A 19,502-nucleotide genomic window follows, 5' to 3' on the forward strand; every position below is an offset into this window, starting at 1 on the left:
GGTCCTCACAGCAGGTGTCGGCGGTCGACGGCCCCAGCGAGCGCGGCGTGACCGGAAGGATTGGGGTGCAGGCCGTCACCGCTGTCGAAGGCGGGCCGCAGGCGCGACGGGTGTGCGGGGTCGCACAGCGCGGCGTCGAAATCGGCGACCGCGTCGAACAGATGGCCGGTGCGCACCGCGCGGTTGATCCGCTGCCGCACCTCGTCGAGCTCCGGTGTCCAGCGGATCCAGCCCTCGAACGGGGTGATGGTCGAGCCGACGATCCTCAGCCCGGCGCTCCGGGCCCGCAGCACCAGCTGGCGGTATCCGGCCAGCACGAGTGAGGCGTCCGTCTGGGCCGGCGGCTGCTGGAGGTCGTTGACACCGAGCTGGACCAGCACGGTGCGCAGACCCGGCAGCGCGAGGACGTCGCGGTCGAAACGTGCCTGGCCGCCGGGCCCGAAGCGGGCGTCGTCCAGCAGCAGTCTGTTTCCGCTGACGCCGAGGTTGGCGACGGCCGATCCGGGAATCCGCCGGGCCAGCTGGTCCGGCCAGCGCAGATCGGCGTCGTCGGGCGTTCCGACGCCCTCCGAGACCGAGTCGCCGAGCACGGCGACGACGGGCCCGTGGGCGCCGGTCACCTCCACGCCCGTCAGGAGGAACACCGAGGTGGTGCGCGCCCCGTCGACGCTGTGCGAAGCGTGCGTGTTGCGGTGGAAGGACAACGGACCGGTGGGGCCCGGCAGTCTGGTCTCCACCGTCAGCGCCGATCCGTCCGGGGCGCGCAGCCCGTCGACCGGATCGCTGGTCAGGGACGCGCCGGCGGCCAGCCACGCCTGCCGCCTTCCGCCGAACGTCACGGCCCGCCCGCCGGCGGTCACCGGACCGATCAGCACGGGCACGGCTCCGAAGGCGTGCCCGTACCTCAGGCGCACCCGGCCACCTGCCGAGAGGCGCACGGTCGCGGTGAACACCCCGTCGGTCAGCCCGGCGGCCGCCACCGTGTCCGTCGCGGTCGGCGCGGTCTGTGCCGTGGCCCAGGACATGGCCCAGGGCCCCGCGCGCCTCGGCCGGCCGGATCCGTCGGACTGCGCGGCGCGGGCGGCGGGCGCCGTCGCCGCGACCGCGGCCACTCCCGCGGCGGCGGCCGTCAGTACCCCGCGTCTCGCGGGCCCCCTGACGGTCACTGCGGGCACGCCCCGGTCGGGTCGTACTCGTCGGCGTAGGTCCCGACCGCGTCGCCGCCGGTGTTGCCGCTCATCGTGTTGGTGCAGACGGGGCCCTGCGGGGTGCGCATGAACTTGATGCCGCCGCCCGCGTTGCCGGTGATCGTGTTGCCGTACACGCTCGTGTCGATGCCGTCGGTCGCGGTGTCACCGCCGAGGCGGACACCCGCGCCCACGTTGTCGTGCACGGTGTTGTAGCGGAAGATGTTGCCGCTGCCGCGTGCGTCGAGCCCGCCGGAACTGGAGTCCTTCTGGCCGCTGCAGTCGTTGTACTCGACGTAGTTGACTGTCGAGTTCTCCTTCACGTCCACACACTCGTTGCCGCGGGTGACGATGGTGTTGTGGTGGATGCGGTTGTTCCTGCTGATATCGGCCGCCGCGTCCGGGGCGCCGTTGGCACCCTGCTGCTCGGGCGCCGTGCCGAGGTAGATGCCCTCGCCGTTCTTGCCGCCACCGCCGAACTTGAAGTCGGCGACCCCGCAGTCGGTGATGGTGTTGTCGTTCACCTCCGCACCCGTGACCAGATAGCGCAGCCGCAGGCATTCGTCCGCCGCGTTCTTCAGTGTCATCCCGGTGATGTGCAGGGCGCCCACACCGTTGCCGGGGGTCGTGCTCATGACGTAGACGAGCTTGAGACGGTAGCCCGCGACGTCGTCGGCCGAGCCGTGCAGCCCGTCGACGGTGAAGCCGCTCAGCGTCGTCGAGTCGTGCCGCACCTGGATGATGCGGCTGTCGCCCGCGCCCTTCACCACCGCGTCCGACGGCCCCGTGATCGTGACGCCGGGGCGCGTGGTGACGACGTCCTGCCGGTACGTGCCGGCCGCGAGACGCACCACCGCGCCGGTGGGCGCCAGCTCCAGGGCCTTCTGGATCGTGGCGAGCGGTGCCCCCGCCGACGTACCGGCGGCGGAGTCGTTCCCGGACGGCGAGACGTAGTACGCGGTGGCCGCCTCGGCTGCCGGGGACGGCGTGGCGAGGAGGAGCGGGGTGCCGGCGGCGAGCGCGGCGGCAACGGCGGTACGCAGTAAACGGCTCATGGGGTGTGCCTCCTGGGATCGGCGAAGGACAGAGCGAGCAGTACGGGGACGCTGGGGCCCAGCAGCAGCGGCCCCAGCGGTACGACGAGGGAGAGCAGCACGGCGGAGACCACGGCGCCGAGCAGCGCGGTGCCCCGGGCCGGGGACCCGAAGCCGAGCGCGAGTGCGCCTGCCGACCACGTACGGACCGAACCCTCGCGGGTCCGGCCGGCCTCGGCCGCCAGAGCGATGTGGTGGATGACGAGGGCGGCCGCGGTGCCCACCTGCGCGGCGAGCACGACGAAGGTCCAGGGCTCCGAACGCCCGAGCAGGTACACGATGTTCGCGGTGAGGACGGCCCCCGCCCCCGTGGAGAGCAGGCCGTGCGGCCACAGCGCCCGCCAGTAGCGGGGGAAGGCCGCGAACGTGTTCGCGAACACGCGGCTGTCGCCTTCGGCGCGCCAGAGCTGAAGGGCGTGGCCCATCGCGGCCAGCGCGGGCAGCCAGGTCACGACGCCCAGGGACAGCACGGAGCACGCCGCCCCGGCGGCGGCCGGAAAGGCGATGAACTCCAGGCGGCGCAGCAGCGCCGTCCCACCGGACGGGAGGATTGCCTGCATGGTCAGCCGACCTTTCCTGTGTACGGCTCGGTCACGTCGAGGAGTACGCGTCCGTCCAGCTCCAGCCGCGTGCACGCCACCACGTACGGCGCCCCGCCCGGGCCGAGCAGCACGGCGGCGGCATCGGCGTCCACCGCTTCCGTGCGGATGCGCCGGCCGACCGGGGACAGGAGGACGGTCTCCTCGGTCCCCGTCTCCTCGGTCCCCGCGAAGGTGACCCCGTGCCCCTCCGTGCACGCGACCCGCTCACCGCCCGGCGTTCCGCCCGGTGTTCCGCCCGGAGTGAGCGCGGTGAGGAAGAGCCCTTCGGGAGATCGCGGGGTCGTCGCGCGCAGCGTGTGCAGGGTGCGGGTCAGACGCAGCTCCGGCGTGCTGGACGTCGGATTGGCCTCGACCTCTGTGACCTCGCAGCCGACCGAGGCATCGGCCGGTGCGAATCGCTGGAGGAGGGCGGTGGCCACCCCCGACCTGATCAGAGCGCTGCCGTCCGGCCCGAGCTCTGCCGGACGGTCGGTCTGGAGCAGGAACGTCCACTCACGTCCCACCTCCGCCTCGGCCAGGTCGAGCAGGACGAGCCGCCCCGACGGTGTGAAGACCAGGGTCCGGTCCAGGCGCCGGACCCCGAGCCCGGGGTCGTACATCGCGGCGATCTCCGCGGTGGCGTGCGCCCAGCCGCTCTCCGCGTCCACGAGGACATCGCGCTGCCGGGCCTGCCGCTCGTACGGGATGCCCTCGTAGACGTGGTAGCGGTCCTCGTCCGCGTACCCCTGCCCGTCCACCAGCAGGAGATTGTGGTGGGCCGCCCGCTTGCGGTTGCTGTAGCCCTCGTCGACGGCGAGGAAACCGCCCTGGGAGAACAGCACGAACGAACCGGAGTCCGGATGGTGATGCCCTTGGTTCAGGGTCTCCCACCCCAGCTCCGCCCGGTGCTTCGCCGAGGCCTCCCACGCCGTGTGACCGCCGCCCGGACTCGCCTTGAACGACACCAGCGTGGCGTCGTCGTCCCAGCTGGTGCGGGCCGCGAGCAGCCCGAGGTCGGGGAAGAACGCATGGGTCTCCGTCGGACGGGCAGCCCGGACCGAAGGGTCGTACCAGAGGTACTCCAGATAGGCCTCCGGCAGGATCCCCGGCCGCACCCCGCTCTCCGAGGCCTCCTGCCACAGCAGTTCGCCCGAGGCGAGGTCGCCCATCCACTGGGCCTCCGCGATCCCGTACTGCGCCGCGAGCCGGTAGTACAGACCGGCGCTGTGGCCGCTGCGCCGGTCGTGGCAGTCACCGTGGTCGACGTTGAACGCGAAGCCGGGTGCCGTCTGATGGAGCCGGTAGCGGAACGTCGAGGAGAGGAAGCCGCCACGCCCCCACCAGTCGATTCCCTCGGCCTCCTGGAGCAGGTCCAGATGGATCGCCAGGAACGGCACACCGTAGCGCCAGTAGACGACACCTTCGGCGTGCGAACCGTCCGGCGGCATCAGGTCCAGGACCGTGCCGAGGTTGTCCTTCGCGTGCTCGGTCCACTCCTCCTTGCCGAGTACGTAGCCGGCTGTCGCCAGGCCCGCGTGACAGATCCAGTTGTGGTTCTGCCAGTACGACGACGACCACCAGCGGCCCTCGCTCGCCACCGCGAACTCGTACATCCGGCGGCCCTGCAGCAGCAGCTTGTACCGGAGCAGCGCCCGCACCCCGTCCGGCAGTTCGTCACCGATCCACCGGTAGGCGAGGGCGAGATGGTGCAGCAGCCAGCCCGCGTCCAGATCGTGGTCCGGCATATGGGCGCGGCCCCAGTGCGGCAGCCGGACGGCGGCCTCGATCCAGCGCCGGCTCTCGTCCAGATGCGCGCGGTCGCCGGTGGTGCGGTAGGCCAGCGCGGGGTTGGAGGCCGCGGGGCCGAGCCAGGTGATGCTGGCCAGGGGGTGCGTACGAGGTGGGGTGAGGCCACGATGACGGGCGGCCTCCTCCCGCAGCCGGAGTTCCCGCGCGGGACGCGGCCCCGGAGGCGGAGTGGCGGAGAGCAGCACGGATCAGCTCCCCGTTCCGAATCGCGCGGCCGAACCGTCCGCCAGCTCCACCGTCAGCTCCTCGCCGTCGAGTCGTACGCCGGTCACGGCGGGGCCCGCGGAGGCCGCCTGGTACACAGAGGCGAAGGTGATCCGCTCGGCCTGTGCCGTGAAGTCGACCCAGGTGCGGGTGCGCTGCGGGTCGTCCGCCGGACCGGGGCCCGGCCGCGAGAACGGACGGACCTCCGCCCCCGGAGTGTGCGTGTGCCAGCCGTGCAGGGTCTCGTCGCCGTACCACGTGGTGCGTACAGGGCCGTCGGCCTGCTGCTGGACGTCCAGAGCGGTCCCCGGACGCAGCTGGCCGGTGACGCGGCGCGCCTCCCGGCCCGTCACACTCAGCAGGTCCACCAGATAGCAGCCGCCCGCCACGACCCTGCGCACCGCGCGCACTCCCTCGTACGCGGTGGTGACCTCGGCGGTCACCGAGCGGTCGTCCGACGCCAGGAGAGCGCCCGCGCACTCCGCCTGCTCCGCCCCGTCGACCCGGAACGCCGGATGCGCCTCGGTCGAGGCGTACAGGTCCCTGAACTCGGCGTGCGCGTACGGCACCTGGCCGGGGTCCGGCTGCCACGGGGTCGTGTCGCCGTACAGATAGAGCGACAGCTTGTCGCGGTGCCCGTGCGAGCCGCCGTGCGGGCCGAAGTCCAGCAGGGCGTGGATGCCCGCCGCGCGCACCACCCCGTAGCCGGCTGCCGGGAAGACGGTGACCCCGTCGGGCGCGGCGCGCCGGGGGAGAGGCGGCCCCGCGAACCAGCCGCCCAGCTCACGGTCCAGTCCGTCGTCGTACGCACCGAGCTCCATCCGGGCCCGGGACGCCACCGCCTCCAGCCCGTCAACGGGCACCAACTGCTGTGCCAATGCCACCAGTTCGAGCCACTCCAGGGCGAGCGGGTGGCGCAGGTACGGGCCGTCGTGCAGCGCGGGGAGCAGGCCGCCCGGAGTCGCGACCGCCGCCAGTACGTCCGTCATCCCGGCCAGTACCCCGGCCACGTCGGACGGTACGGCAGCCGGGTCCGTGGAACGCAGCGCCAGCAGCGCGGCCCGCAGCACGAAGCCGTGGTAATACGTGCTGCCCTCCCACTCCCAGCCGTCCTCGGCGACGGCCACCCGCAGATGCGCGTACAGCCCGTGCTCGCCCTCCAGCCACTGCTTCGAGCCGTCCCACTCACTGTCGCGGGCCGCCGACGCGGCGCGGCTCGCGGACGCACCGGCCGCGTTCAGCCAGGCGGTGTAGTTGGACGCCAGCTGTCCCCGGCCGGTCAGCACACCGCGGGCTTCCAGCGCCGCCCGCTCCAGGTCGTCCAGCAGAGGCAGCACCGCTGCCAGATCCTCCGTGCCGTCGTCGGCAAGGGTGATCACTGTGTGCCCGATGTTCACCGCCCAGATGGCGTCGGTCAGCGCCTGGTGGAAGAGCCGGCCGCGCAGCATCCAGCCCTGCGCCTCGCCGTGCCGCTCCGTGGCGAGCGACGCGTACAGCTCGGCGTACTCGACGAGCCGCGCCACCGCCTCCGCGCGCTCGCCCCGGTGGGCGAGCACCCGCAGGTGCCGCGCCCACGCCTGGTGCGACAGAACCACCCATGCGCCGCGCACCGCCGCGGTGTCCACCCGGCAGCCGCGAGCGCACCGCGCACCGCCCTCGGGGAAGACACCGGCGAGAAGGTCACCGTGATCGAGCTCAACGCCGTGCGCCGGGCAGACGTACGCGTGCCACCAGCCGCCCCGCTCCCGGGGGATCCGCCTCAACGCGGCCACACGCCACCGTCGATGTCCACAGTGGTGGCGGTGAGGAACCCCGAGGCGGGGGAGGCCAGATGGACGACGGCGTGGGCGACGTCCTCCGGCGTGCCCGCCCGGCCGACCGGGATGCCGGCCTCCATCGCCTCCTGAGCCGGGGCAGCCGTGAACGTGTCGTGGAAGGCGGTGCCCTTGATGAAGCCGGGGGCGACCGTGTTCACCGTGACGCCCGTACCTGCGAGCTCCTTCGCGAGGCCCTTGGTGAAGCCCCGTACGCCGGCCTTGGCGGCCGCGTACGCGACCGAGCCCGGACCGCCGCCGTTGTGCGCGGCCAGCGAGGACATCGTGATGACGCGTCCGGCGGCCGACTGCGTCAGATGCGGCAGAGCGGCCCGCACCGTGCGGAACGTCGACGTCAGATTGGTGGAGATGACCCGCTCGAAGTGATCGTCGGACATCTCCGCTATCTTCTCGCGGCCGATGAGGTGGCCCGCGTTGCAGACGAGGACGTCCAGCCCGCCGAGGAACCCGGTGGCCTCCTCGACCAGCAGGTCCACCTCGGCGGTCACCGTCGCGTCTGCCTTGAACGCCTTGGCCCTGCGGCCCAGAGCCTCGATCGCGGAGACGGTCTTCGCCGCCTCGTCGGCGGAGGAGTGGTAGTGGACGGCGACGTCGGCGCCGGCCTCGGCCAGGGCGACGGCGATGGCGCGGCCGATGCCGTGGCCCGCTCCCGTGACGAGAGCGCGGGAGCCGTTGAGATCAGCAGACATGGGTGTAGCCCTTTCGGTGGCCGGCCCGTAGTGGGCCGGAACCGGTCACTTGAGACCGGCGGTTGCGAAGCCCTGCACGAAGTAGCGCTGGCCGATGAGGAAGAGGACGACCATGGGCAGGGTGGCGAGCGTGGTGCCCGCCATCAGGAAGTGCCACTGGGTGCCGTTCTCCGTCTTGAAGACGGAGAGCCCCACCTGGATCACCCGCAGGCTGTCCGTATGGGTCACCAGCAGGGGCCAGAGGAAGTTGTTCCACGACGATTCGAAGGTCAGCAGCGCCACGGTGATGAAGGCGGGCTTGACCTGCGGCGACATGATCCGGGAATAGATCCGGAACTCACCGAGACCGTCGAGCCGGGCCGCCTCCTCCAGCTCCACCGGGAGGTCCAGGTAGAACTGCCGGAAGAGGAAGACCGCGAAGGGGGTGACGGCGCCCGGGATGATGAGCGCCCACCAGCTGTCCAGCCAGCCGCTGCCGCCCTGGCCGAGGATGTCGTTCCCGCCGGCCAGGGGCATGAAGCGGACGATCAGGAACTCCGGCAGCACCTTGGTGTACGTGGGGATCATCAGGGCCGCGACGAAGAGATAGAAGATCGTCTCGCTGCCGCGGAACCTGATCCGCGCCAGCGCGTACCCCGCCATCGACGCCACCAACACGTTGAGCACGGTGTGACTGAACGCGATGATGAAGCTGTTCCGGGCGTACGTCGCGAACGGCGCCGCCTTCAGCGCGTCGACGTAGTTGCCGAACTCCCAGTGCTCCGGCAGCAGTCCGGCATCCTGCGACGCGATCTCGACCGGCGTCTTGAGCGAGGTGATGACCATCCAGGCGAACGGCACCACCATCAGCAGGGAGACGACGGACAGGGACACGTAGAGCGCGATCCGGCCGACGGGGACGGGCCTGCCCTTCGCGGGTGCCTTCTGTGTTCCGGGCGCGGGAACCGGTTTCAGCAGCTCAGTTGTGGCCACGACTGCCTCCCATGATCCGCTTGTTGACCAGGGTGAAGCCCATCAGCAGCACGAAGAGCACCAGTGACTGCGCGCTGGCGTAACCGACGCGGAACTCCCGGAAGGCGGACTTGTAGATCTCGTACGTCATCATCGTGGTGCTGTTGGCGGGGCCGCCGTCGGTCAGGATGTAGATCTGGTCGAAGGACTGGAACGCGCTGATCATCGAGGTGATGAGCACGAAGAACGTCGCCGGCTTCAGCAGCGGCAGCGTGATCGAGAAGAACTGCCTGACCCTGGACGCCCCGTCCACCGACGCCGCCTCGTACAGCTCCTTCGGCAGGGACTGCAGGGCGGCGAGGTAGATGAGCATCTTCATGCCGATGCCCTGCCAGATGCCGACCAGGATCACCGAAGGCATCGCCCAGGTCGTCGAGGACAGCCAGGCCGGGCCGTCGATGCCGAGGAACGACAGCAGCGTGTTGAGCAGACCGTTGCTCGGGTTGTAGATCCACAGCCAGACCAGCGCGATGGCGACGGTGGCGGTGACCTGGGGCAGGAACACGGCGGTACGGAAGATGCCGCGTGCCTTGAGCCCCGTGTGCAGGGCGAGGGCCACCAGCAGGCCCAGCGCCATCCCGAACGGCACGGTGAAGAAGGTGTACAGGAGGGTGTTGACGACGGACTTGCGGAAGACCGCGTCGTCCAGCATGTCCTGGAAATTGGCCAGGCCCACGAACTCCGGCGCGGTCAGCACGTCGTACTTCGTGAAGGCCAGGGCCACCGAGACCACGACCGGAAGACCGATCCACAACGAGGCGTGCAGCAGCGCGGGCGCCACCATGAGCATGCCCGCCCGGCGCCTTCGGCGCCCCGGGCCGGTGGGGACCCGGCCGGTCCGCCGTGGCACCGAGGTCTCAGGAGGGGAAGGCGGCCGTGCCGGCCTGGCCTTCACTACGGTTGTCGCTCCCATGGTGACGGGTCCTCACATCCGGCCGATTGCGGCCTCGGCGAGACGGCCGAGCTCCGCGATGGCGTCCTTCGCGGACTGGTCGCCGACGATTGCGGGCTCCAGCGTCGGCTTGATCTTTTCCCGGATCTCCATCCAGGCAGCGGTACCGCCCTCGGAGACCGCGTGCTGGAGGTTCTGGAGGGAGAGGTCGACGAACTGGTTCTCCTTGACGTATCCGGTGTTGTCGAGGTCGCGCAGACCGGGCACCGAGCCGCGCTGTTCCGCCGCGCCGAGGACCGAGTCGGGAGACGCGAGGTACTCGACCAGCGCACGGGCAGCGGCGGGGTGTTTCGAACGCGCCGCCTGGGTGACGAGCGTGCCGCCCTGGAGCATCGCGGGCCTGCGGTTGGCGAGGACGAACGCACCGAGCTTGTCGTCCTCGATCAGCTCCGGGTTCTGCTGCTTCGTCTGGACCCACATGGCACTGCTCGTCATCATCATCGACGCCTTGCCCGTCTGTACGTTCGACGGGGTGCCGATGTCCGTCTTCTTCGCGTAGTCCGCCGAGCCGTCCTTCACCAGGTCCTTGAAGAACTGCAGTGCCTCGACGCCGCGCGCGTCCGTGAACAGCACCTTCTTGCCGTCCGCGCTGAACAGCTGGCCGCCGTTGGCGAAGAGGAAGGTCTCCCAGCACTGGCGCAGCTCGATGGAGAACGGGTCGAAGCCGATGCGGCCGTCCCTTGTCAGCTGCTTCGCGACGGCGCGCAGCTCCGCCCAGTTGGCCGGGGTCTTCTTGATCCCGGACTCCGCGAAGTGGTCCTTGCGGTACACGACGATGCGGGTGTCGAGGACGACGGGAAGGGCGTAGAGCTTGCCGTCGTAGCGCGACGGCTCCAGCACGCGCTTCTCGTAGTCGTGTGCGGTGGCGAGTTCCTCCGGAAGCTCGGCGATCGCCTTCTTCGCGGCGAACGGAGGGATCCAGCCGACGCCCATCATCAGCACGTCGGGCAGCAGCCCGCCCGCGAGACCGGTGGTGATCTTCTCGTTGAGCTGCGCATACGTGGTGTAGTCCACGTTGACCTTGACGTCCGGATACTTCTTCCGGAACCCGCCGAGGATCTTCTCCTCCAGCAGTGTCTTGCCGTTCGCACCCTCGTAGATCGGGGTGAGCAGCGTGATCTCGCCCTCGGCGGGGCCGTCGGCCGAGCCGGCGGACGACGCGCCGCCGCCACAGCCGGCGAGAGCGGCCGCAGCACCGCCGGCGCCGATCGCGGCGAGCACGGATCGTCTGTTGAGTTCCATGGGACACCCCTTTTGAGGTGGAGCGGTGGATCGATCCAGCAATGACGTCCCGGACATGGCTGGGAAGTGCTGGTAAATCGATGCAGTGATGCTAAGAACGCCTTGAGAGTGGCGTCAACAGCTGATGCACAATAATTTTCAGGGAAGTTAACGGGTGTACCGGTAGATCGAGTTCAGTAAATCGGTACACTAGGCGCGGCAGTGCGTTCCGAACCGGAGGTGGCATGAGCGGGGTAACGATCCATCAGGTCGCGGAGGCCGCAGGGGTCTCCGCCAGTACGGTCTCCAACGTCCTCAACGGGCGCACCGACCGTATGCAGGCGGCCACCCTGGCTCGCGTGGAGCAGACGATCGAGCAGCTCAACTACCGCCCCAACCGGGCGGCCCGGATGCTGCGCACCGGCCGGATCAAGGTCATCGGCCTGATCGTGCCGTCCGTCGCCAACCCCTTCTGGGGGGCCCTGGCCAGGGAGCTTGAGGCCATCGCGCTGGCCGAGGGCTACCACGTACTGCTCTGCAACAGTGAGCGCGATCCCGCCCGCGAGCTGAAGTACGGCGAGGAACTGCTCGCCGACGGGGTGAGTGGGGTGGTTCTCTGCTCCTCGCTGCCCTCGCTCGACCACATGACGCCGCTGCTGAGCAGAGGGCTCAAGATGGTGGCCTTCGACCGGACCGCGCAGGCGGGGGACCCGTCGTCACTGGCCAGCATCAGTGTCGACAACGCGATGGGGGCAGAGCTCGCCACCCGTCATCTGATCGAACTGGGCCACCGGAAGCTCGCCTTCGTCTCCGGCTCCGTCCACAGCGTGAACCGCCGCGAGCGCCTGCGTGGCTTCCGGTCGGCCCTGGAGGCTGCGGGGATCGATCCGGCCGGGGCGATCGTCTGGCCCGGCGCGGACACCACCGAGTTCGGCGACAAGAACGCGGCGGAACTGGGACGGAACGCGGCCAGGGAGCTTCTCTCCCGGCCGGACCCGCCCACCGGCTTCGTCGCCATCAACGACATGTGCGCGATCGGTATCTGCCGGGGTGCCAAGGACGCCGGTCGCGGCGCCGGACGGGACGTCTCGGTGGTGGGTTTCGACGACATCCTGCTCGCCGACCTCTTCGAGCCGCCGCTCACTACGGTCCGCCAGCCGCTTCCGGAGATGGCCGCGGAGACGTTCCAGCAGCTGCGGGCCCGGATCGACTCCGCCCCCTCGGCCGGGCGGTCCCTGCTGATCAGACCCCGGCTGGTGGTACGCGAATCGACGGCACCCGCACCCGAAGCGGCACGGGTGCCGGCTGGGGACGGCGTGCCGGCGGGCGCGACCGTCCCGGCCGCGTCCACAGCTGAGACCGTGTCCCCCGCTCCGGCACTCGCCACGACGGGAGCCGGCCGCCGCGCCGCCGGCTGACGGGACCGACAACGCTCCGCCCCGCCGCGTCGGTCGACGGGGGCGGGGCGGAGCGCTTCGGAAGGACGGGGCTGCGAGTGCGGCGTCGTCACGCCCCGTCCCGACCGGCCGGACGGGGCGGAGGGGGGTGCGGGCCTCGCCGCGCCCCGTTCCGGCCGGTGGTCCTCCTGGTGACAGGAAGGCGGTGGGGGTTGCTCAGGAAGCGGTGCAGGCGCCGACGGAGGGTGCCGACGTACTGCCGTTCGTCGTGACGGTGAATCCGAAGCTCGTCGAGGCGCCGGCGGCCAGTGTTCCGTTCCAGGCGGGCTTGACCGTCACCACGTCGCCCGACGTGGTGGGTGTGCCGTTCCAGAGGGCGGAGACCTTCTGGGGCGACGGTACGGTCACGGGAACCGTCCAGCCGGTGATGCCCGAACCGCCGGCCTTCACGGTCACCTGGCCGTTGTACCCGCCGTTCCACGTCGAGGTCTGGGTGTACGTCGCCGTGCAGGCACCGGTGCCGCCGCCGTCCTCGCCTCCGTCGTCACCGCCCCCGCCGAGCGCGGTGAGCACCGCGTCGTAGGCCGGCTTCTTGTTGTAGTCGCCGTCGAAGAGCAGCGGGGTGCCGCTGCTGCGCCACGAGTACTTGTCCGTGACGCCCCAGACGGTGAGGCCCGTGCACCGCGTGACGGCCAGGCAGGCGTTGACCACCTTGGTGTAGTTCGCGGCCTGGGCCGACCCGGAGCCCTCGATGTCCAGCTCGGTGATCTGCACATCGACACCGAGATCGGCGAAGCGCTGCAGGTTGGCCTGGAAGTCGGAGGGTACGGGTGAGTTGCTGTTGAAGTGCGACTGGAAGCCCACGCAGTCGATCGGGACGCCGCGCTGCTTGAAGTCCTTCACCATGTCGTAGACCGCGTTGCTCTTCGCGTTCTGGCCGTCGGTGTTGTAGTCGTTGTAGCAGAGCTTGGCGTTGGCATCGACCGTACGGGCTGTGCGGAACGCCTCCTCGATGAAGCCGTTGCCGAGCTTGTCCTGGAACGGCGAACTGCGCCGCGCCCCGCTGCTGCCGTCCTGATACGCCTCGTTCACCACGTCCCACGAATGGATCTTGCCCTTGTAGTGGGTCATCACCTGGGTGATGTGGTTGTTCATCGCCGAGCGGAGATCGGTGGCGGCCAGGCCGCTCACCCAGCCGGGAAGCTGCGAGTGCCACACGAGGGTGTGGCCCCTGACCTTCATCCCTTTGCTCTGTGCGTGGCTGACGATCTGGTCCGCAGCCGAGAAGCTGAACGAGTTGCGGGTGCTCTCGACGGCGTCCCACTTCATCTCGTTCTCGGGTGTGACCGAGTCGAACTGGGCGTCCAGCGTGGACGCGTACGCCGCCTCGCCGAGATGGTTCGCGGCCACCGCTGTGCCGAAGTAGCGGCCCTTCGCGGCCGCGGCGTCGCCGAGAGCGCCGACGGCCTGGGCGCTGCCGGCGAGGGCGACGACACCGGCTGCGGCGAGGACGCCCGCGGTGACGAGGGACAGCGCCCTCCTGGCACGGGCCGGCGGGTGCGCGTGGGCGGGGCCGCCGCCTGGGGGATTCTGGGCCATCACTTTTCCAGCCTCTTCTTCCGGTTGCCGGGCGGTTCGAACAAGGCGCCCGGACAGGGGGATTCGGACCGTTCGAGGTGCTGTGCAGCCGTCGGCGGACGCACGAGGAGGGCGTAGCCGCCGACGGGAAGACGAGCTGTGGAACAAGGGGAGCGAGGGAGAGTATTGCGCTCAGTGGGAAGTCGCGTCAACGCGGTGTTTCCGAAATATTTCCGAGCGAACTACCGCTCATCTGAGGGGAGTTCATCGCGCAGCCTGCGCATACGACGGCTCGGGGCCGCCACTCGGGGGTCCCCTTCCGTGCACCTCCGTGACCGAGCCCGATCTTGACGAAAGGTGTTCAGGAGATTGAACGAAAGTTTCGATACGGCTCTGAGGTCGGGGAACACCCCTGACGGAACCCTGGGCCGAAGGTGCGCGGATCGCCCCCTGGGAGGTCCGCGCCCGTCGTCGCGCCGTGGCGCGCGCCCTCAGCTTCCGATGAGTGAGAGACCGAGGACGACCCCCGCGGAGACCGTCACCCTGCCGGGCGTGAGGTCGCCCTCGCCGCCACCGCTCTGGTGACTGCTGTGGCTGCGGTAGCTCTGGATCTGTTCGGCGTCGACATCCTTGATGTGGATGACGGGTCCGAGTTGCGCCCCGGCCGCCTCCGCGTACAGGGCGGCCTTCTCGCGCGCCGCCGCCACGGCCGCCGTGCGCGCACGGGCGCGTAGTTCCCTCTTCGAACGCACGTCGAACTCGACGCCCTTGACCTCGTTCGCCCCGGCGTCCACGACGTCGATGAGCACGGTCTCCAGGGTGTCCAGCTCACGCAGCTCGATCACGAAGGAGGCCGTGCACTCGTAGCCCAGGAACTTGCGCTCGTTGCCGTAGCTCCACTGGGACGACAGGTTGAGCCTAGAGGTGGACACGGCCGTCTCCGGTACCTCGTGCCTGCGCAGGACCTCCCGGATCCGGTTCACCCCGCTCCGTGTGGCGGCGAAGGCCTCGCCCGGCTTGTTCCTCGTCTGTGTTATCGCGACGCGGAGGCGTGCCAGGTCGGGTGCGGCGTCCACGCTCGCCGCTCCGAACACCGACACGCCCCATGGGCTTTCGATGGACTGGGTTCCGTTCATGCCGGTCATCCAACCAGCCGGAGCCGCTCAGTCGGATGAAACGGTCCAGCCCGTCGCCTCGATGCGTCCGGCGTCGCCGGGCCTGTTGCCGTCGAAGAGCGTGTGTCCACCGTCCTCGACCCGGACGTCGTCCACGTAGGCACCGCGTCCGACGTACAACTGGTCGGTGACGTAACGCCAGCGGAGCCGCACCTCCGTGCCCCGCCAGGTTTTCAGGTCGGCCTCGACCCGGTGCCAGACGCGCCCCGACCAGCCGGAGACCGAGCCGTCCGGATGAGGCAGGGTCTCCCCGGGCCCACCCTCCTGTGCCGGCGCGGAGGCGAACGGCACGGGTTGCCAGGTCGCCCCGGAGTCCGACGAGGCCTCCAGACGGAGGACGTCCGAAGCCGGCTCGGTGTCCCACCAGAGGGCGCAGCTCAGCAACGGGCGCGAGGAGACCGGGCGCAGCGCGGGCAGCGCGAGCGTCGCGGTGGCGGCGCTCGCCATACCGGAGAACCAGGCCGTGCGGCCCCGTGCCGGGCGCACGGGCACCGCGCGCGCCATCCGGTTGGCCGCAGCCACTCGCGGAGCACTGCCCGAACGCCATGTGCGCACCGGATGGACGGAGTTGCCCAGAACGATCAGGAACGAGTCGGTCGTCGGGTCGAGGACCAGGCTCGTGCCGGTGAAACCCGTGTGTCCCGCCGTGCGGGGTGTTGCCATCGCCCCCATGTACCAGTGCTGGTACAGCTCGAAGCCCAGGCCGTGCTCGTCGCCGGGGAACGCGGTGTTGAAGTCTGTGAACAGCAGTTCCACGGACTCCTCGGACAGGATCCGGGACCTGCCGTAGATTCCCCCGTTGAGCAACGTGCGGGCCAGCACGGCCAGATCCCAGGCGCACGAGAAGACGCCCGCATGGCCGGCGACCCCGCCGAGGCTGAACGCGTTCTCGTCGTGGACCTCGCCCCAGACCAGCCCGCGCTCCAGCCCCGACCAGGGCAGCCGCGCGTCCTCGGTGGCCGCGATCTTCGGCTTCCAGGAGGCGGGTGGGTTGTACCGGGTGCGGTGCATCCCGAGCGGAGCGGTGATCTCCTCACGCAGCAGGGCGTCCTGGGAGCGGCCGGTGATCTTCTCCAGGATCAGCTGCAGCGAGATCAGGTTGAGATCGGAGTAGAGGTATTTCGTGCCGGGTACCGAGGCGGGAACCTCGTCCCAGAGCAGGCGCAGCTTCCCCTCGCGGGTCGGCTCCTTGTAGAGCGGGATCCAGGAACGGAAGCCCGACGTGTGGGTGAGCAGCTGACGGACCGTGATGCCCTGTTTGCCGCCGCCGGCGAAGTCGGGGAGGTAGGACGCCACCGGCGCCTCGAGTTCCAGCGCGCCCCGTTCGATCTGCTGCACGGCGAGGATCGAGGTGAACAGCTTGGACACCGAGGCCAGGTCGAAGATCGTGTCCTCGGCCATCGCGATCTGCTGGTCCGGCGGGAACTCCACCCCGGTGTCGGTCGTCTCGTCGTACGCCGCATAGCGCACCGCCCGGCCGATCGGCCGGTGCAGGGCCACCGTGCCGCCCCGGCCGGCGAGCAGGACCGCGCCCGCGTACCAGGGGTGTGCGGGGGAGTCGGCAAGGTACTTCTCCGCGTCGGCGACGAGCAGGTCGAGCTGGTCCGGCAGAAGGCCGGCACGCGCGGCCGACCCGCGGCGCAGCGTCGGCCGGCCCCGTCCTGATCCCATACCCGTCCCGGTTCCCGATGCGGCCCCCGGAGTTCCGCCGCCCGGCGACTCCGTTCCCCGCCCGACGCCCGCCGCCACTTCCGTGGCCCCCGCGAAGGGGATCGGAGCGAGGGCGAACGCTCCGCCCAGCGCAAGTATCCCGCCGCCCAGCCTCCGACGGCTCATTCCCCGTCCCGACACGTCTCCGGCCATCCGGAACCCTTCCCCTCACGTCGAAAGCACCCGCGCGAAAGTAACTTTCGAAATCTCGTACGGTGATGAAACTTCCTGCCGAAGCAGAGGTTACTGTCACCGCCGCCGCCCGTGGGGCCCCTCGCGGAACAAAGAAACTGACGCCCAATCAGGGATTGGTCCCGCTCGGCGGGCGCCGTCGTCTCCGGGCCGCGATCACGCGGTCGTCGGGTCGCCATCCGGCCTACGCCGGCACGGGCGCGTCCTGCCGCGGCCGCGGTCCAGGCAGGTCAGGCCGACACAGGCGTTCCGGGCCCTTGACCCTCGGCTACCCGCCACCCAGGATCACGCCATGACAGGTGTACGCAGCAGCACAGTAGACGGAGTCGTGACGCGAAGCGCACGGCGCACCCCCGGGCGCACCGCCGTACGGTACGCCGAGCGGTCCTGGACCTACGCCGCCCTGGACGAGGCGGTCAGCACGGCGGCCGCGGTGCTGACCGCCGCACACGGACTGCGCCCCGGCGACCGGGTGGCCTCCTATGCCCACAATTCCGACGCGTACCTGATCGCCTACCTGGCCTGCGCCCGGGCAGGACTGGTCCATGTGCCGGTCAACCAGAACCTCACCGGCGAGGACCTGGCGTACATCCTTCGGCAGTCCGGCAGCGCACTCGTGCTGACCGACCCCGGCCTCACATCGCGCGTACCGGCCGGCCACACCGTACGGCCGCTGCGCGACGCGCCGGACTCCCTCCTCGGTGAACTGGACACCCCGCGCCCATTCACCCCCGAACGTGCACCCGGTGCGGACGACCTGGTCCAGCTGCTCTACACCTCCGGCACGACCGCCCAGCCCAAGGGCGCGATGATGACGCACGGCGCGTTGGTGCACGAGTACGTCAGTGCCGTCACCGCCCTGGACCTCCGGGCCACCGACAGGCCCGTGCACTCGCTGCCGCTCTACCACTCCGCGCAGATGCACGTCTTCCTGCTGCCCTACCTCGCGGTGGGCGCGGAGAACACCATCCTCGATGCCCCGGATGCCGGACGGATCTTCGACCTGGTCGAAGCCGGCCGGGCGGACAGCCTCTTCGCACCGCCGACCGTGTGGATCGGACTCGCCAACCACCCGGAGTTCGCCACCCGTGAGCTCGGGGCCCTGCGCAAGGCGTACTACGGCGCGTCGATCATGCCCGTGCCCGTCCTGGAACGTCTGCGTGAGCGGCTGCCGGAGCTGGCGTTCTACAACTGCTTCGGCCAGAGCGAGATCGGCCCCCTCGCCACCGTCCTCGGCCCCGACGAGCACGAAGGGCGGATGGACTCCTGCGGGCGGCCCGTGCTCTTCGTCGAGGCGAAGGTGGTCGACGAGTACGGCAAGGAGGTGCCCGACGGCACGGCGGGCGAAGTGGTCTACCGCTCCCCTCAGCTGTGCCAGGGGTACTGGGACAAACCGGAGGAGAGCGCCGAGGCCTTCCGCGACGGCTGGTTCCACTCCGGTGACCTCGCCGTACGCGACCCCGAGGGCTACTTCACGGTCGTCGACCGCGTGAAGGACGTCATCAACTCGGGAGGCGTGCTCGTCGCCTCCCGGCAGGTGGAGGATGCCCTCTACACGCATCCCGCGGTGGCCGAGGCGGCCGTGGTGGGACTGCCTGACGCGCGCTGGATCGAGGCCGTCACCGCGATCGTGGTCCTCCGCGGCGAGGCCTCGGAATCGGTACTCATCGAGCACGCCCGGGAGGAACTCGCCCACTTCAAGGCTCCGAAGAGGGTCCTGTTCGTCGATGAACTCCCGCGCAACGCCAGTGGCAAGATCCTCAAGCGGGAGCTGCGTGACCGGTTTTCCGACTCCGGCGCAGCGACAGCTCGGCCGTCGGCCCGACCGACGCCACGAACGGAGTCCTGAGTCCCTCCCCTCCGTCGTCCGCATCCGTGCGGCCGTCGTCCAGCCTCGCTCGTGACCCCGGCCGCACGGCCCTGTGGCTCCTGCATGGACCGCCGGTCGTGACATGACGTCAGGTGAGCACCCAGGGGGGATCCGGGGGTCCGCCGACAGCCGGATCCCTGGGCAGCGTGCCGGTCTTCGCGCCCTGCACACCGCTGTCCGATGCCACCGCAGCGGGACGGTGCGCGACCGCCTGCCGCGCGACGGTACTCCGGTCGTCGCGTGGTGCGGACGCAGCCGGCGTCGCCCGTTCGCAGTCCTGGGCGTGATTACTCCTCAGTTCCGGTCCGGGACGGGGTGACCTGCGTAAACGGATGCCCGACGGCATCGCCACGAGCCTGGCCGGGTGACGCCCGGGGCAGGCCCTCGTGTTGCGCAGGTGACGGGCTGTCGGTTCCCTCGGGAACGGAGCACAGCAGAGGTGCCGCGCAGACCGGCCGGACCCTGCTCCCGTTGGAGGATTCACATGCGCAACACACGCATCGGTGCGGGTATCTGTCTGGCCGTAGGTTCTCTCGCCCTGGTGGCCCCGGCCGCGGAAGCGGCAGCCGAGCCCTCCCCTGAACAGACCATTCGCATCAGCCCGGCGAAGGCCTCGCCGGGCTCACAGGTCACCGTCAGCACCAGAGCCTGCGGGAAGGAGACCTACGGCAAGGGCACGTCGGAGGTGGCAGGGGCCTTCCACCTCTTCGCGGGCGACCGGGAGGGCGTACTCGTCGGCGTGTTCGACATCCCGGCGGGAACCCGGCCGGGCACCGATACCGTCACGGTGAAGTGCCCGCCGCGGATCAAGATCACGGACACGTACCGGATCGTCGACCGCGCACCCACCGGCGGGGTCGACGCGGGCTTCGGGGCACCCACCGACCAGGGCACGCAGCTCGCCGCAGGCAGCGCCCTGCTCGCGGCGGGGGCGGCCGGCGGAATGGTCAGGATGCGTCGCAGGACCGCCGCAGCCCGTTCCTGAGCGTACGACACG

General features: G+C 70.4%; 15 protein-coding genes. 3 read left to right on the top strand and 12 right to left on the bottom strand.

All coding sequences use genetic code 11. The features are described 5' to 3' along the window. Positions 1 to 5: 5 nt before the first annotated feature. From ACFWFI_RS15250 to ACFWFI_RS15290, 9 genes are all read right to left on the bottom strand, one after another. The gene (locus tag ACFWFI_RS15250; protein ID WP_387389620.1) at positions 6 to 1,175 is read right to left on the bottom strand and encodes an SGNH/GDSL hydrolase family protein; all 1,170 of its coding nucleotides are present in this window, start codon (positions 1,173 to 1,175) and stop codon (positions 6 to 8) included. After that, entirely contained in the window at positions 1,163 to 2,242 is a 1,080-nt protein-coding gene (locus ACFWFI_RS15255; RefSeq protein WP_387389622.1) for a DUF1565 domain-containing protein, read from the bottom strand. Before ACFWFI_RS15255 ends, ACFWFI_RS15250 begins: the two co-directional genes overlap by 13 nt. Beyond that, positions 2,239 to 2,841 (bottom strand): YesL family protein, encoded by a 603-nt coding sequence (locus tag ACFWFI_RS15260; RefSeq protein ID WP_387389624.1) that lies wholly within the window; start codon positions 2,839 to 2,841, stop codon positions 2,239 to 2,241. Before ACFWFI_RS15260 ends, ACFWFI_RS15255 begins: the two co-directional genes overlap by 4 nt. A 2-nt stretch (positions 2,842 to 2,843) precedes the next feature. After that, the gene (locus ACFWFI_RS15265; protein WP_387389626.1) at positions 2,844 to 4,856 is read right to left on the bottom strand and encodes a heparinase II/III family protein; all 2,013 of its coding nucleotides are present in this window, start codon (positions 4,854 to 4,856) and stop codon (positions 2,844 to 2,846) included. A 3-nt stretch (positions 4,857 to 4,859) separates the two neighbouring features. Then, positions 4,860 to 6,647, bottom strand: a complete 1,788-nt coding sequence (locus ACFWFI_RS15270; RefSeq protein ID WP_387389628.1) for a heparinase II/III domain-containing protein — start codon at positions 6,645 to 6,647, stop codon at positions 4,860 to 4,862. After that, positions 6,635 to 7,399 (bottom strand): SDR family NAD(P)-dependent oxidoreductase, encoded by a 765-nt coding sequence (locus ACFWFI_RS15275; protein WP_387389631.1) that lies wholly within the window; start codon positions 7,397 to 7,399, stop codon positions 6,635 to 6,637. The genes ACFWFI_RS15270 and ACFWFI_RS15275 overlap by 13 nt, the downstream gene beginning before the upstream one ends. Positions 7,400 to 7,444: 45 nt before the next feature. Continuing rightward, complete coding sequence (locus ACFWFI_RS15280) at positions 7,445 to 8,371, bottom strand: carbohydrate ABC transporter permease (RefSeq protein ID WP_387389634.1); 927 nt, start codon at positions 8,369 to 8,371, stop codon at positions 7,445 to 7,447. Then, entirely contained in the window at positions 8,358 to 9,200 is an 843-nt protein-coding gene (locus ACFWFI_RS15285) for a carbohydrate ABC transporter permease (RefSeq protein WP_387389637.1), read from the bottom strand. The genes ACFWFI_RS15280 and ACFWFI_RS15285 overlap by 14 nt, the downstream gene beginning before the upstream one ends. A 135-nt stretch (positions 9,201 to 9,335) precedes the next feature. Next, on the bottom strand, positions 9,336 to 10,604 hold the full coding sequence (locus ACFWFI_RS15290; RefSeq protein WP_387389639.1) for an ABC transporter substrate-binding protein: 1,269 nt from the start codon (positions 10,602 to 10,604) through the stop codon (positions 9,336 to 9,338). Positions 10,605 to 10,828: 224 nt separating this feature from the next. Between ACFWFI_RS15290 and ACFWFI_RS15295 the strand changes: the two genes are divergently transcribed. Then, positions 10,829 to 12,001, top strand: a complete 1,173-nt coding sequence (locus ACFWFI_RS15295) for a LacI family DNA-binding transcriptional regulator (protein WP_387389641.1) — start codon at positions 10,829 to 10,831, stop codon at positions 11,999 to 12,001. 195 nt (positions 12,002 to 12,196) lie between these two features. On the opposite strand, the gene ACFWFI_RS15300 is transcribed toward ACFWFI_RS15295, so the two are convergent. The 3 genes from ACFWFI_RS15300 to ACFWFI_RS15310 all read right to left on the bottom strand — a co-directional run bounded on the left by ACFWFI_RS15300 (position 12,197) and on the right by ACFWFI_RS15310 (position 16,596). Beyond that, positions 12,197 to 13,579, bottom strand: coding sequence for an endo-1,4-beta-xylanase (locus ACFWFI_RS15300; RefSeq protein ID WP_387389644.1), 1,383 nt, complete (start codon positions 13,577 to 13,579; stop codon positions 12,197 to 12,199). A gap of 470 nt (positions 13,580 to 14,049) precedes the next feature. After that, positions 14,050 to 14,694, bottom strand: coding sequence for an SIMPL domain-containing protein (locus tag ACFWFI_RS15305; protein ID WP_387389646.1), 645 nt, complete (start codon positions 14,692 to 14,694; stop codon positions 14,050 to 14,052). Positions 14,695 to 14,721: 27 nt separating this feature from the next. After that, entirely contained in the window at positions 14,722 to 16,596 is a 1,875-nt protein-coding gene (locus ACFWFI_RS15310; RefSeq protein WP_387389648.1) for a serine hydrolase, read from the bottom strand. A gap of 331 nt (positions 16,597 to 16,927) precedes the next feature. Here ACFWFI_RS15310 and ACFWFI_RS15315 point away from each other — a divergent pair, with 331 nt between their 5' ends. Next, a complete protein-coding gene (locus ACFWFI_RS15315) occupies positions 16,928 to 18,484 on the top strand; it encodes an acyl-CoA synthetase (protein ID WP_387389650.1) in 1,557 nt (518 codons plus the stop codon). Between the two features lie 505 nt (positions 18,485 to 18,989). Then, positions 18,990 to 19,490: a sortase gene (locus ACFWFI_RS15320; protein WP_387389652.1), complete on the top strand. Its 501-nt coding sequence runs from the start codon at positions 18,990 to 18,992 to the stop codon at positions 19,488 to 19,490. Positions 19,491 to 19,502 lie beyond the last annotated feature (12 nt).

The sequence above is a fragment of the Streptomyces sp. NPDC060209 genome, assembly GCF_042728155.1.
Taxonomy (GTDB): domain Bacteria; phylum Actinomycetota; class Actinomycetes; order Streptomycetales; family Streptomycetaceae; genus Streptomyces.